General features: G+C 69.9%; 14 protein-coding genes and 1 pseudogene. 6 read left to right on the top strand and 9 right to left on the bottom strand.

Annotated features, from left to right (window positions below):
- The 4 genes and pseudogenes from AC1D15_RS07805 to AC1D15_RS07820 all read left to right on the top strand — a co-directional run.
- A pseudogene (locus tag AC1D15_RS07805) lies at positions 1-294 on the top strand (hypothetical protein); the annotation flags it as partial.
- Positions 295-364: 70 nt separating this feature from the next.
- Complete coding sequence (locus AC1D15_RS07810; RefSeq protein WP_477825540.1) at positions 365-853, top strand: hypothetical protein; 489 nt, start codon at positions 365-367, stop codon at positions 851-853.
- 39 nt (positions 854-892) lie between these two features.
- Positions 893-1,612 carry a 16S rRNA (uracil(1498)-N(3))-methyltransferase gene (locus tag AC1D15_RS07815; protein WP_477825541.1) on the top strand — a complete coding sequence of 240 codons (720 nt, stop codon included), beginning with the start codon at positions 893-895 and terminating at the stop codon, positions 1,610-1,612.
- A 69-nt stretch (positions 1,613-1,681) separates the two neighbouring features.
- Positions 1,682-2,116, top strand: a complete 435-nt coding sequence (locus AC1D15_RS07820; RefSeq protein ID WP_477825542.1) for a YidB family protein — start codon at positions 1,682-1,684, stop codon at positions 2,114-2,116.
- Between the two features lie 93 nt (positions 2,117-2,209).
- Here the strand turns inward: AC1D15_RS07820 and AC1D15_RS07825 are convergent, their stop codons facing one another.
- The 7 genes from AC1D15_RS07825 to argS all read right to left on the bottom strand — a co-directional run bounded on the left by AC1D15_RS07825 (position 2,210) and on the right by argS (position 9,612).
- Positions 2,210-3,442, bottom strand: a complete 1,233-nt coding sequence (locus tag AC1D15_RS07825; RefSeq protein ID WP_477825543.1) for a THUMP domain-containing class I SAM-dependent RNA methyltransferase — start codon at positions 3,440-3,442, stop codon at positions 2,210-2,212.
- Positions 3,443-3,453: 11 nt separating this feature from the next.
- Positions 3,454-4,986, bottom strand: a complete 1,533-nt coding sequence (locus tag AC1D15_RS07830; protein ID WP_047501338.1) for an RNA polymerase factor sigma-54 — start codon at positions 4,984-4,986, stop codon at positions 3,454-3,456.
- A gap of 10 nt (positions 4,987-4,996) precedes the next feature.
- Positions 4,997-5,773, bottom strand: coding sequence for an LPS export ABC transporter ATP-binding protein (gene lptB, locus AC1D15_RS07835; RefSeq protein ID WP_047501341.1), 777 nt, complete (start codon positions 5,771-5,773; stop codon positions 4,997-4,999).
- Positions 5,770-6,393, bottom strand: a complete 624-nt coding sequence (lptA, locus tag AC1D15_RS07840) for a lipopolysaccharide transport periplasmic protein LptA (RefSeq protein WP_465111327.1) — start codon at positions 6,391-6,393, stop codon at positions 5,770-5,772. The genes lptB and lptA overlap by 4 nt, the downstream gene beginning before the upstream one ends.
- An 89-nt stretch (positions 6,394-6,482) precedes the next feature.
- Entirely contained in the window at positions 6,483-7,151 is a 669-nt protein-coding gene (locus AC1D15_RS07845; RefSeq protein ID WP_465111328.1) for a thiol:disulfide interchange protein DsbA/DsbL, read from the bottom strand.
- Between the two features lie 87 nt (positions 7,152-7,238).
- A complete protein-coding gene (locus AC1D15_RS07850; RefSeq protein WP_047501345.1) occupies positions 7,239-7,913 on the bottom strand; it encodes an SPOR domain-containing protein in 675 nt (224 codons plus the stop codon).
- A gap of 10 nt (positions 7,914-7,923) precedes the next feature.
- Positions 7,924-9,612, bottom strand: a complete 1,689-nt coding sequence (gene argS, locus AC1D15_RS07855) for an arginine--tRNA ligase (protein ID WP_477825544.1) — start codon at positions 9,610-9,612, stop codon at positions 7,924-7,926.
- Positions 9,613-9,800: 188 nt separating this feature from the next.
- Here argS and AC1D15_RS07860 point away from each other — a divergent pair, with 188 nt between their 5' ends.
- Both AC1D15_RS07860 and AC1D15_RS07865 read left to right on the top strand, forming a co-directional pair.
- Positions 9,801-11,084 (top strand): serine/threonine-protein kinase, encoded by a 1,284-nt coding sequence (locus AC1D15_RS07860; protein WP_477825545.1) that lies wholly within the window; start codon positions 9,801-9,803, stop codon positions 11,082-11,084.
- A gap of 110 nt (positions 11,085-11,194) precedes the next feature.
- Entirely contained in the window at positions 11,195-11,488 is a 294-nt protein-coding gene (locus tag AC1D15_RS07865; protein ID WP_047501349.1) for a hypothetical protein, read from the top strand.
- 1 nt (position 11,489) lies between these two features.
- Here the strand turns inward: AC1D15_RS07865 and AC1D15_RS07870 are convergent, their stop codons facing one another.
- Both AC1D15_RS07870 and AC1D15_RS07875 read right to left on the bottom strand, forming a co-directional pair.
- On the bottom strand, positions 11,490-12,410 hold the full coding sequence (locus tag AC1D15_RS07870) for a LysR family transcriptional regulator (RefSeq protein WP_477825546.1): 921 nt from the start codon (positions 12,408-12,410) through the stop codon (positions 11,490-11,492).
- Positions 12,411-12,437: 27 nt separating this feature from the next.
- Positions 12,438-13,141 (bottom strand): tripartite tricarboxylate transporter substrate-binding protein (locus AC1D15_RS07875; RefSeq protein ID WP_477825547.1); only part of this gene is annotated, 704 nt, incomplete at its 5' end.

A 13,141-nucleotide genomic window follows, 5' to 3' on the forward strand; every position in this document is an offset into this window, starting at 1 on the left:
CGCCTGAACACCCCGCCGGCTGCGGCGCCGGCCAGTGCGCCCGCTGCCGCCTCCGGCGGTGTCGGCACGCCGGTCGACCCGGGCGAGCTCGACTACGCGAAGTTCACGTCCACGCTGACGCAGATGATCTCCAGCGAACTCGGCCTGCGCGGCTTCACGCTGACGCTCGCGGTCGAGAAGGCCAGCACCATCGAGGAACTGCGCGACGTGGCCGACCGCACGATCGAGCAGATCCGCTCGCGCAAGGGCGAGCCCGCGGCGCACAAGGCGCGTCGCGCTCTGTACGGCGGCTGAGCTGGCCCCAACCCCCGCGCCCCCGGCGCGCCCGCTGTGGCGCAGGCTGCTGCGGCTGCCCTGGCGGCTGTTGCGCGCGCTGCTGCTGGTGCTGGCGGCGCTCGTGCTGTTCATCGAGGAGTGGGGCTGGCGGCCGCTGACGGCCTTCGTCGCGCGGCTCGCGAAGTGGCCGCCGCTGGCGCGCTTCGAGGCGCTGGTGCGCGCCGCGCCGCCGCGCATTGCGCTGCTGCTGTTCCTGGCGCCGGCGGTCGCGCTGTTCCCGATCAAGCTGCTCGCGTTGTGGATCCTCAGCCGCGGCCATGCGCTGCTCGGCATCACGGTGATCGTCGTCGCCAAGCTGCTCGGCACCGCGATCGTCGGGCGCCTGTTCATCCTGACCGAGTCGCAGCTGATGCATTTCGCGTGGTTCGCGCGGGCGCTGACGTGGTGGCGCGCGACCAAGCTGCGCGTGATGGAGGCGCTGCGCCGCTCGGCCGCGTGGCGCGGCGCGCGGCGGCTGAAGACGCGCTGGCGTGCATGGCGCCGGCGCTGGCGCGGTCTCGACGAGCAGGACGGCTGAGGCGAACGGGCTGACCGGAAGGGCTGGCACACTTCGGTCATGCCTCCCCGTTTCCATGTGGCCGAGCCGATGCTGGCCGGCGTCGAACTGAGCCTTCCTCCCGGTGCCGCGCGCCACGTGCAGGTGCTGCGCCTGCAGCCCGGCGATCCGCTGACGCTGTTCAACGGCGAGGGCGGCGAGTGGCAGGCCGAGGTCGTCCGGATGGGCCGCGGCGACGTGGCCGTGCGCCTGAATGCGCACATCCCGGTCGACCGCGAGCTGCCGATCCATGTGACGCTCGCGCTCGGCATGCCGGCCAACGAGCGCATGGATGCGCTGGTCGAGAAGGCGACCGAGCTCGGCGTCGCAGTGATCCAGCCGCTGATGACCGAGCGCTCGGTGCTGCGCCTGAGCGGCGAGCGCGCCGACAGGAAGCAGGCGCATTGGCAGGGCGTCGCGGCCGCGGCCGCCGAGCAGTGCGGGCGCACCCGCGTACCGCTGATCGCGCCGGTGCGCAGCCTCGCCGACTGGCTGCGCGGCCAGCCGCCGGCCGCCGGCCGCCGCTTCGTGCTGAGCCTGCGCACGCCCGAGCCGCTGCAGGCCGAGGCCGGTGGTGCGCTGACCTTCCTCAGCGGCCCCGAAGGCGGGCTCAGCGAGGCCGAAGAGGCGGCGGCCGCGGCCAGCGGCTTCGCGCCGGCCAGCCTCGGCCCGCGCGTGCTGCGGGCCGACACGGCACCGCTCGCGGTGCTCGCGTACCTCGGGCTGTCGTCGGGCGCCTGAGCCCCGAGCGGTCTTGTGGTCGACACGGGCGGCGCCCACAATCGGTCTCCCCACTCCAAGGAGCACCTCATGGGACTGCTGGATTCCGTGATCGGCATGGTGGCCGGCCAGAACGACCCGACGGGCCAGGGCGGCGGCAACCACGCCGCGCTGATCACCGCCGTGGTGTCGATGTTGAACGCGAACGGCTCGGGTGGCGGTCTCAACGACCTGATCGCCCGCTTCGAGCAGGGCGGGCTCGGCTCGGTGATCGGCTCGTGGGTGTCGACCGGGCAGAACCTGCCGATCTCGGCCGAGCAGCTGCAGAGCGTGCTCGGTTCAGGCCAGCTGGCGCAGATCGCCGAGCAGCTCGGGCTGTCGCACGGCGAGGCGGCCGATCAGTTGTCGCAGGTGCTGCCGCAGGTGGTCGACCACCTGACGCCGAACGGGGAGTTGCCGGCCAGCGGTGCGGCCGGCGGGATGGGCGATATCGGCAGCCTGATCGGGAGCTTGCTGCGACGCTGACGGGGGCGGGCCGAGCGCCGGGCCGCCCCAAGCCGGCCCGCATCCCCTCGGGGGATCGACCGGCGTACCCGCCGGGCGAGGGGTTGTCATGGGTCAGCGCGCCGAACCGGCCACCAGGTCGAAGCGGAACAAGCGGCACTCGATCGGCCCGTTCCACATCGGCACGCGCTTCGACTCCTTCAGCCGCATCGAGCCCGGCAGCTTCATGTCCGGGCTCAGCACCCAGGCGGTCCAGCCGGCGGGGTGCTGGGTGTAGGCGCGCTTCCAGTGCGCCGACAGGCGCGGGAAGAAGTCGGCGACCAGGGCCTTGTTGTCGTCTTCATCGTGCGCCGGCGCGCGCGCCTTGCCCGCGACCTCGATGCGCTCGCCGTATGGCGGGTTGATCATCAGCGTGCCGGGCAGCGTGGCCGGCAACGTGGGCGCCGGGCGCTCCAGCGCATCGCCGCCGTTGAACTGGATCGCCTGCTCGACGCCGGCGCGCTGCGCATTGCGGCGCGCGAAATCGACCATCCGGAACGACACGTCGCTCGCGTGGATCGTCACCGCGCTCGCGTGGATGCGCGACTGCGCATGGCTCTTCAGGCGCTGCCATTGCGCGCGCATCTCGGCATCGGCGAACGGCAACAGCCGCTCGAACGCGAAGCGGCGCTTCAGCCCGGGCGCGATGCCGCAGGCGATCTGCGCGGCCTCGATCGCGATCGTGCCGGAGCCGCAGCACGGGTCGTGCAGCGCGCCGCCGGCCTCGGGCGTGCCGCGCCAGCCGGCGGCGGCCAGCATCGCGGCGGCCAGCGTCTCCTTCAGCGGCGCGTCGCCCTTGTCCTCGCGCCAGCCGCGCTTGAACAGCGGCTCGCCCGAGGTGTCGACATACAGCGAGGCCCGCTCCTCGGCGACGTGCAGCAGCAGCGGCAGGTCGGGGTGGCGGGTGTCGACGCTCGGGCGCGTGCCGGTGGCTTCGCGCAACTGGTCGCACACCGCATCCTTGATGCGCAGCGCGGCGAAGTTCAGGCTGCGCAGCGGGCTGCGGTGCGCGGTGGTGTCGACGCGCAGCGTGTGTTCGGGCGTGATCCACTGCTGCCAGTCGACGCCGCGCGCGAGCTCGTACAGGTCGTGCTCGTCGCGGTACGGCCCCTCGGCCACCTCGGCCAGCACGCGCTGCGCGAGCCGGCATTCGAGGTTCAGCGTCATCACGTCCTGCGGGTCGCCGTCGAGCGCGACRCCGCCGCGGCCGGCGTGCACCTGCGCGGTCGGCAGGATGCGCAGCACCTCTTCTTCGAGGAGCGCTTCAACGCCCGCGGCACAGGGCAGGAACAGGGGGAGGGCGCACATCGGGATTCAGTTCAGAGGGATTTGCGGAGGTTCGCGGGCGCGATCTTCAGCGCTTCGCGGTACTTCGCGACGGTGCGGCGCGCGACCTGGATGCCCTGCTCCTCCAGCATGTGGCTGAGCTGGCTGTCCGACAGCGGCTTGGCCGCGTCCTCGGCGCTGACCAGCTGCTTGATCAGCGCGCGCACCGCGGTGCTCGACGCATTGCCGCCGGCCTCGGTGTTCAGCGACGAGCCGAAGAAGTACTTCAGCTCGAAGGTGCCGAACATCGTGGCCATGTACTTGGCCGTCGTCACGCGCGAGATGGTCGATTCGTGCAGGCCGAGCTCGTCGGCGATCTCGCGCAGCACCAGCGGCTTCATCGCGATCTCGCCGTGCGTGAAGAAGCTCTTCTGCCGCTCGACGATCGCCTGCGAGACGCGCTGGATGGTGTCGAAGCGCTGCTGGATGTTCTTCATGAACCAGCGCGCCTCCTGCAGCCGCGAGCTCAGCGCGCTGCCGCCGGCCCCGCCCGAGCCGCGGCCCTGGCGGATCGCCTGCGCGTAGAGGTCGTTGATGCGCAGCTTGGGCATCACGTCGGGGTTCAGCACGACCTTCCAGTTGCGGCCGGACTTCTGCACGATCACGTCGGGCACGATGATGTTGGCCTCGGCACGCGCGAACGGGCGGCCCGGCTTCGGCTCCAGCGCGACGATCAGCGTCTGCGCTTCCTTGATCAGCTCCTCGTCGGCGCCGGTCGCGGCCATCAGCTTCTTCATGTCGCGCCGGGCCAGCAGGTCCAGGTGCTGCTTGCAGATGATGATCGCGATCATCTGCGCCTCGCAGCGCTCCTGCGCGCGCAGCTGCAGCGTCAGGCATTCGCCGAGGTTGCGGGCGCCGACGCCGAGCGGCTCCATGTTCTGCAGCCACTTCAGCGCGCACTGCAGGCGCTCGAGGATCTCCTCCTGCTGCTCGGGGTCGCCTGCCAGCTCGGCGGCGATCTCCTCGAGCGGGTCGGCCAGGTAGCCGTCGTCGTCGAGCGATTCGATCAGCACGGTGATCGCGATCGCATCTTCGGCACTGACGCGCATGCCGAGCAGCTGCTCGCGCAGGTGATCCTGCAGGCTGGGGGCCTGCGGGTTGCGGTCCTGGCCGTCGAAGTCGTCGTCGGGGTTGCTGCCGCTGCCGGCCGCGCTGGGCGTCTCGCGGATGCCGTCGAAATCGTCGCGCTCGGTGCCGTTCTCCCAGTCCTCGCGCTCGGTCGCGCCGAACTCGGCGCTGTCGACGCCGGCGGACTCATCGGGCGCGGTCTCGGCGGACGACTCGCTCGCGGTGCTGCTGTCGGCCTCGCGCTCGGCATTGCGCTCCGAGGTCGTCAGCCGTTCGGTCAGGGGCTCGGACGGGGCCGCCTCCTCCAGCTCGGCCTCGAGGAAGGGGTTCTGCTCCAGCATCTGCTCGACTTCCTGGTGGAGTTCGAGCGTGGAGAGCTGCAGCAGCCGGATGGACTGCTGCAACTGCGGCGTCAAGGCCAGATGCTGCGACAGGCGGACCTGAAGGGAGGGCTTCATGTGTCAGCCCTCACATGCGGAAGTGTTCGCCGAGGTAGACCTTTCGCACATCGGCGTTGTCGACGATCTCGGCCGGCGTGCCCTCGGTGAGCACACGCCCCTCGCTGATGATGTACGCGCGGTCGCAGATGCCCAGCGTCTCGCGCACGTTGTGGTCGGTGATCAGCACCCCGATGCCACGGCTCTTCAGGAACCCGATGATGCGCTGGATCTCGATCACCGCGATCGGGTCGACGCCGGCGAACGGCTCGTCCAGCAGGATGAAGCGCGGCTGCGTGGCCAGTGCCCGGGCGATCTCGACGCGGCGGCGCTCGCCGCCCGACAGCGCCGGTGCCGGGCTGTCGCGCAGCTTCTCGATGCTCAGGTCGTTCAGCAGGTCGCCGAGCAGCTTGTCGACGGTGGCCTTCGGCAGCTCCTTGCCGTCGGGGCCGCGCTGCAGCTCGAGCACGGCGCGGATGTTCTCCTCGACGGTCAGCTTGCGGAAGATCGAGGCTTCCTGCGGCAGGTAGCTCAGGCCCAGGCGCGAACGCTGGTGGATCGGCAGGCGCTCGACGCGCTGGCCGTCGATCAGGATCTGGCCGTCATCGGCGCGCACCAGGCCGACGATCATGTAGAAGCTGGTGGTCTTGCCGGCGCCGTTCGGGCCGAGCAGCCCGACGACCTCGCCGCTGCGCACCGACAGGCGCACGTCCTTGACCACCTTGCGCGCGCCATAGGTCTTCTGCAGGCCGATGGCCTCCAGCCGGCTGGTGTCGGCCGCGGCGGTGCTGGCGGGGACGGCGCTCAACGGCGTGCTCCCGAGGCTGCCTGCGAGGCCGCTTCAGCGGCGGCCGGCGTGCCTTCCTTCGGCGTGAACACGTAGCGCACGCGGCCGGTCGGGTTGCTCGGGGTCACCGCGGCGCTGCCGCCGGCGACGGTGAAGAGCTCGGCCGTGCCGTCGTAGGTGATCAGCGCGCCGGTCACTTCGTCGGCCACCGCGGTGCCGCGCAGCCGGCGCACCGAGGCCTTGTTGACGAAGCGGATGGTGTCGAGCTTGCTGTCGTACTCGAGGCGCTCGGCCTCGCCTTCGACGAATTCATTCACGCCTTCGCGTTTCTGCCGGAAGCTGGCCGGCTGGGTCGGCGTGCCGACGGCGATGGCGGACTGGTAACCGTCCGGCCCCTCGCGAACCTCGATGCGCCCCGCCTTGATCAGCATCGTCCCCTTGCTGACGACGACGTTGCCGTTGAACACGACCAGCTGGTTGATCAGGTCGACCTTGCCCGGCTGGTCGGATTCGACCTCCATCTTCTTCAGCCGGTCGGCCCGTTCGGCCTGGGCCGGCAACGCCGTGGCAAGCGCACAGGCGGCGGCGACAAGCGCCAGCCGACGCCGGGAGAAAAGGGAGGTGTAGGTAAGTGGGGTCATTGCGGCATGAAACTTGCAGGCCATTCTAGCCACAGTTTCATGCCGTCGGGGTTACCAGATGAAGTCGGCGTTGCACCGACTTGGGGTCATCAAGCGCCGGTGCGGGATTTCTGGATCAGGAAGTCGGTGACCTGCAGCATGCGCTCGTTGGTGCCGGCCAGCGACCCCGAGGTGAAGTAGCGGCCGTTGATGCCCAGCGCCGGCACGCCATCGAGCTTGTAGGCCTCGGCCAGCTTGGCGGCCTGCTTGGTCTTGGTCTGCGTCGAGAACGAGTTGTAGGCCTCCAGGAACTTGGCGCTGTCGACGCCGTTCTTGGCCATGAAGGCGGCGATCTCGTCGGGCTTGTCCAGGCGGGCGTGCTCGCTGTGGATCGCGTAGAAGACCTTGCGGTGCATCGCATCGACCTTGCCCAGCGTCTCGAGCGCATAGAAGATCTTCTGGTGCGCGACGAACGGCTCGTCGCGGAACGCGACCGGCACGCGGCGGAACACCACGTCGGCCGGCAGCTTCTTCTGCCAGGCGTCGAGCGCCGGCTCGAAGGCGTTGCAGTGCGGGCAGCCGTACCAGAAGAACTCCACCACCTCGATCTTGCCCGGCGTGGCAGGCGACACCGGCTGCGCGAACTTGATGTAGTTGGTGCCCTCGACCGGGGCGCCTTGCGCGAGGGCGCCGGTGCTGGCGGTGAGGCCGATGGTGCCCAGGCCGGCACCGCCCAGGCTGGCTCCGACCAGCTGTGCCGAGAAATCGCGACGGTTCATGTTCAGTTCCAAAGTGGTAGGGATCAACGACGAGCGGTGGAGTCGGTGTCGGATGGAAAAGTTCAGGGCTGCTCTTTCGATCCCGGCTTACTTCTGCACGCGGACCAGCGCCGATTCCACCCCCACGCCATCCAGCTTTTCCTTCGCCAGGTCGGCGTCTTCCTTCTTGTCGTACGGGCCGAGGCGCACCCGGAACATCGTGCGCCCGGACTGCTCGCGCTCGGTGATCTTGGCCTGCAGGCCCATCATCGCCAGCTTGGCCCGTTGCTGCTCGGCATCCTCGACGCGCCCGAAAGCGCCTGCCTGGACGAAGTAGCTCAACGCATCGGAGCCGGGTTTGGTGGACGTGATCACCGGTGCGGGCGGGCTGGCCGGCGCGGTGGCCGCCGCCGTCGCCGGGCTGCGGCCCTCGAGGATGGCGGCCGGGTCACGGCGCGGGCTGCTGGCGGCCGGGGCCGCCCCGACCGGCGGCGTGCCCGAGGGGACGGACGGCGGGAACGCCGGCACGGGTGCACCGACGACGCCGCTGGCGGCCTGGCTGCCCTGCCGCACCGGCGTCTTGCCCGACAGCGAGCCGTTCGGGTCCCAGTTCTTGTTTTTCTCGGTTTCGGCCGCGTCCTGCTCGGCGGTGCGCTGCGGCACCTTGTTGATGAAGGGCACCGGCACCTTCGCGATGTACAGCGCGACGCCCAGCGCGAGCGCCAGGCCGATCAGCAGGCCGATGATCAGGCCCATTACAAAACCGCCACGTTGGCTTTTCATGCGTTCTCCATCACATCCGGTCGGGGGCGGCCACGCCCAGCACCTGCAGCGCATTGCGCAGCACCTGGGCAGTGGCGGCCAGCAGCGCGAGGCGGGCGCGCGTCAGGTTGGCGTTGTCGGCCAGCAGGAAGCGCTCGGCCGCGTAATAGCTGTGGAAGGCGCTGGCGACGTCGCGCAGGTAGAAGGTGACGTCGTGCGGCGCCAGGTCGGCGGCCGCGTGGGTCAGCATGTCGGGGTACTCGGCCAGCTTCAGCAGCAGGGCCGCCTCGGTCGGCGCGGCCAGCAGCGACAGGTCGGCACCTTTCAGTGCCTCGAGGTCGCCGCCGTGCTCGGCCACCCAGTCGCGCAGCACCTTGCTGATGCGCGCATGGGCGTACTGCACGTAGAACACCGGGTTCTCGTCGTTCTGCTTCAGGGCCAGGTCGACGTCGAAGGTGAACTCGGTGTCGGCCTTGCGGCTGATCATGAAGAAGCGCACCGCGTCGCGGCTGGTCCAGTCGATCAGGTCGCGCAGCGTCACGTAGCCGCCGGCGCGCTTGGAGATCTTCACCTCCTCGCCGCCGCGCATCACGGTGACCATCTTGTTCAGCACGTAGTCGGGGTAGCCGGCGGGGATGTTCTCGCCCACGCCCTGCAGCCCGGCACGCACGCGCGCGATGGTGCCGTGGTGGTCGGTGCCCTGGATGTTGACCACCTTGGTGAAACCGCGCTCCCACTTGTTGATGTGGTACGCCACGTCGGGCACGAAGTAGGTGTAGGTGCCGTCGGACTTGCGCATCACGCGGTCCTTGTCGTCACCGTAGTCGGTGCTGCGCAGCCACAGTGCGCCGCCTTCCTCGAAGGTCTTGCCGGCCGCCTTCAGCTTGGAGACGGTCTGTTCCACGCGCCCGCTGCTGTACAGGCTGGATTCGAGGAAGTAGTTGTCGAAGCGCACGCCGAAGGCCTGCAGGTCCAGGTCTTGTTCGTGCCGCAGGTAGGCCACCGCGAACTGGCGGATGCTGTCGAGGTCGTCGGGGTCGCCCGACGCGGTGAACTCGCGGTCGTCCGACCTGACGGTCTTCTTCGCGAGGAAATCGGCCGCGATGTCGGCGATGTACTCACCGTTGTAGGCCGGCTCGGGCCAACCCGCGTCGCCGGGCTTCAGGCCCTTGATGCGAGCCTGCGTGGTGCTCGCCAGCGTCGCGATCTGCACGCCGGCGTCGTTGTAATAGAACTCGCGCGTGACCTGCCAGCCCTGCGTGGCGAGCAGGCTGCAGATCGCGTCGCCCAGCGCGGCCTGGCGGCCGTGCCCGACGTGCAGCGGGCCGGTCGGGTTGGCCGAGACGAACTCCACCATCACGCGCCGGTCGACCGGCGGCTGGTTGCCGAAGGCCGGGCCGGCCGCCAGGATCTCGCCGATCACCGACTGCTTGGCAGCGGCCTTGAGCCGCAGGTTGATGAAGCCGGGGCCGGCGATCTCGAGCGCCTCGACGTGGCGCTGCACCGCGGGCTRCCGGTTCAGTGCGTCGACCAGGGCCTGGGCCAGTTCGCGGGGGTTCTTCTTCAGCGGCTTGGCCAGCTGCATCGCGAGCGTCACCGCGAAGTCGCCGTGCGAGGCCTGCTTGGGCAATTCGAAGGCGATCGGCACGCTGCTGCCGGGGTGGACATCGGCAACCGCCGCGGCCAGCGCCTGCAGCAGTTCCTGTTTGGCTTGGATCATGGCGGCGATTCTAAGTGGGCCTCGCCGGTGTCCTCGGGGAAACCCGGCGGGGGGCGACCCATCCCGCAAGTTCGGATTTACACCCACTTTGGTGTTCAATTTGGCACACTGAGGTGTGGCGGCGGTGCCAAGATGCCACTCTCGGTCCTCGGGCCCTTCGGCATTACCGTGCCGACAACGCATCACCCATGAGTCTTCCGCTCGCCACGTCCGAACCCGCCACCGTCTCCGGCTTGCCGTTGCCGGCCCAGGTCGGCAAATACCCGGTGCTGCGCCGGCTCGGCGAGGGCGCCACCAGCGAGGTGTTCCTCGCGCGTGACGAGTTCCACCAGCGCGACGTCGCGATCAAGCGGGTGCGCCTGGGTGCGGTCAACGATCCGACCGACGGCCGTTTCTTCGAGCGCTTCTTCGCGGCCGAGGCCGCCCTGGTCGGCCGGCTGCAGCACCCGAACGTGGTGCAGATCTTCGACGCGGTGGCCGACCCGAACGAGTCCTACCTGGTGATGGAGTACGTGTCGGGCCACACGCTGCGCCAGTATTGCCGGGCCGACCAGCTGCTGCCGCTGGAGCTGATCGTCGAAATCGGCTTCAAGTGCGCGATGGCGCTCGGCTACGTGTTCCGCCAGGGCCTGGTGCACCGCGACGTGAAGCCGGCCAACATCCTGGCGGTGATCACCAACGGCAGCATCACCGACGTGAAGGTGACCGACTTCGGCAGCGTGCTGAACATGTCGGCCGAGACAACGCAGGTCTACCGCGTCGGCTCGCTGGCCTACATGGCGCCGGAGCAGCTCGACGGCGCCTCGCTCGACAGCCGGGCCGACATGTATTCGCTCGGCGCGGTGCTGTACCACCTGATCGCCGGGCGCCCGCCCTTCGACGCGCCGTCGCAGTCGGCGATGATGAACCAGGTCTACAACGCGATGCCGATGCCGCCGAGCCAGCTGCGCTCGGGCGTCGGCGAGGGCGTCGATGCCGTGATCCTGCGGGCGCTGGCCAAGCGTGCCGACGACCGCTATGCGAGCTGGGACGAGTTCGCGCAGGCGCTGTCCGGGCTGATCGTCAACCACCAGGTGCCGCGCGGCCAGTTGCAGGGCGTGCTCGATTCGGAGCGCTTCAACCTGCTGCGCACGCTCGACTTCTTCTCCAACTTCGGCGATGTCGAGCTGTGGGAGGTGGTGCACCGCGCCAAGTGGCAGCGCTACACCTTCGGCCATGCGCTGTACCGGCGCGGCGAGGAAACGCGCAACTTCCACATCATTGCGCAGGGCGAGGTCGAGGTCTTCCGCGAAGGCACGAAGGTCGCGCAGCTCGGCGCCGGCACCTCGGTGGGCGCTGGCCCAGGTCAGCCCGGGCTGCCGCCACCTGTTCGACGAGGCGTTCATCCGCGTGCTGGTGCGCCGGCTGCATGCGGCGCACGAGGCGCTCGCCCACCCGCGGCGCATCATGTGACACCGGTATCGGTGACATAAAGCGACATAGAGAGATTCATGTTGACTCAAGCTCACGCTTGATCACATTCGGGCTCGGTGCTTCAATCCGGGCCGGCGACACACCGTTCGCCGCACCCCGGAGGAATCCCATGAAGAAACTGAGCACCCTGGTGGCCCTGGGCCTGATCGCGCTGTCCAACGTGGCGTTCGCGGCCGATGCGGCAACCTGCGAGTCGAAGGCGACCGACAAGAAGCTGGCCGGCGCGGCCAAGAACAGCTTCATGAAGAAATGCGAGCGCGAGGCCAAGGCCAGCGGCGCGGGCGCTGCGTGCGAAACGCAGGCCGCCGACAAGAAGCTGAAGGGCGCGGCGAAGAACAGCTTCGTCAAGAAGTGCACGAAGGACGCGTCGGCCCCGGCCGCCGCCGCCTCGGCGGCGAAGTGAGTCAGGCCGGGCCTGCGGTGTCCTGCCAATAGCGGGCATCGCCGTAGGTCCGCTTCAGGAAATCGATCCACAGCCGCACCCGCAGCGGCAGGTGCTTGCGCTGCGGGAACACGGCGTAGATGCCGTTCGGCGGCGCGGCGTAGGCGTCGAGCATGCTGACCAGCGCGCCGCTCGCGACCTCGCCCTCGACCTCCCAGGTCGAGCGCCACGCAATGCCGAGCCCGGCCAGGCACCAGTCGTGCAGGACCTGGCCGTCGCTGCAATCGAGCCGGCCGTTCAGCCGCAGGTGCTGCACTTGGCCGTCGATCGTGAAGGCCCAGCCGCGCGTCTGGCTCGCATCGCTGCTCAGCGTCAGGCATTCATGGTGCGACAGCTCCTGCGGCGTGCGCGGCGTGCCGGCGCGCTTCAGGTAGTCCGGCGTCGCGACGCACAGCCGGCGGTTGTCGGCCAGCCGCACGCTGACCAGGCTGCTGTCGGGCAGCTCGCCGACCCGCACCGCGCAATCGACGCCCTCGTTGACGATGTCGACCAGCCGGTCGCTCAGGTTCAGCGAGACGCTGACCTCGGGATGCAGCGCGAGGAAGCGCGGCACCAGCGGCGCGACGTGGCGGCGGCCGAAGCCGGCCGGTGCCGTCAGGCGCAGGTAGCCGGCCGCCTTGATGCCGCCGGCGCTGACGCTCGATTCGGCATTCGCCAGGTCGGCCAGCAGCCGCTGGCAGTCTTCGAGGAAGGCGCTGCCCTCGTGCGTCAGCGTGATGCGGCGCGTCGTGCGCACCAGCAGCTTGACGCCCAGCCGCTCTTCCAGCGCATCGATGCGCCGGCCGATGACCGCCGGCGCGACGCCCTCGGCATGGGCGGCGGCCGTCAAACTGCCCTTGGCAGCGACCGATACGAACGATTCGATCTGCTTTAGCCGGTCCATGGGCGGCGATTATGCGCGCCGAAGTCATCAATCTGGTTTGATGCCAGCGTCGCGGACGACCTTGCCCCAGCGCGTGTGCTCTGCCTTCAGGAACTGCGCGAACTGCTCCGGCGTGCCGCCCATCGGCGCGCTGCCGTCGGCCAGCAGCGCCGCCAGCGTGTCGGCCCGGCCGAGCGCGCGGTTGACCGCTGCATTGAGCTTGCGCACCACGTCGCGCGGCGTCGCGGCGGGCGCGACCAGGCCCTTCCAGTCGGTCGCCTCGAAGCCGGCCCAGCCCGATTCGGCGATGGTCGGCACCTCGGGCATCACCGGCAGCCGGCGCGCCGACGTGACGGCCAGCGCCCGCAGCTTGCCGCCGCGCACCAGCGCGGTGACGGCCTGCGGCGTGCCGAACATGAAGTCGGTCTGGCCGCCGATCAGGTCGGTCAGCGCCGGGCCGGCGCCCTTGTACGGCACGTTGGTGAAGCTGACGCCGGCGAGCCGGCCGAACATCTCGCCCGCAAGGTGGCCGACCGTGCCGTTCGAAGCCAGCGCCTGCAGCAGCACGCCGGGCTTGGCCTTCGCGGCCGAGACCACCGACGCCAGCGACGTGTGCGGCGATTCGGTGCGCACCACCAGCACCACCGGCAGCGAGGCCACCAGCGCGACCGGCGCGAAATCCTTCAGCGGATCGAACGGCATCTTCGCGAGCAGCGCCGGGTTCACCGCGAGGTTGGCGGTCTGGCCCATGC

Source organism: Rhizobacter sp. P2_H2, from assembly GCF_056403375.1.

Coding starts and splice junctions, on each gene's coding strand:
- AC1D15_RS07815 (WP_477825541.1), top strand. CDS start 893: ATGCCTCCCCGTTTCCATGTGGCCGAGCCGATGCTGGCCGGCGTCGAA.
- AC1D15_RS07820 (WP_477825542.1), top strand. CDS start 1,682: ATGGGACTGCTGGATTCCGTGATCGGCATGGTGGCCGGCCAGAACGAC.
- AC1D15_RS07830 (WP_047501338.1), bottom strand. CDS start 4,986: ATGAAGCCCTCCCTTCAGGTCCGCCTGTCGCAGCATCTGGCCTTGACG.
- lptA (WP_465111327.1), bottom strand. CDS start 6,393: ATGACCCCACTTACCTACACCTCCCTTTTCTCCCGGCGTCGGCTGGCG.
- AC1D15_RS07845 (WP_465111328.1), bottom strand. CDS start 7,151: ATGAACCGTCGCGATTTCTCGGCACAGCTGGTCGGAGCCAGCCTGGGC.
- AC1D15_RS07850 (WP_047501345.1), bottom strand. CDS start 7,913: ATGAAAAGCCAACGTGGCGGTTTTGTAATGGGCCTGATCATCGGCCTG.
- AC1D15_RS07860 (WP_477825545.1), top strand. CDS start 9,801: ATGAGTCTTCCGCTCGCCACGTCCGAACCCGCCACCGTCTCCGGCTTG.
- AC1D15_RS07865 (WP_047501349.1), top strand. CDS start 11,195: ATGAAGAAACTGAGCACCCTGGTGGCCCTGGGCCTGATCGCGCTGTCC.
- AC1D15_RS07870 (WP_477825546.1), bottom strand. CDS start 12,410: ATGGACCGGCTAAAGCAGATCGAATCGTTCGTATCGGTCGCTGCCAAG.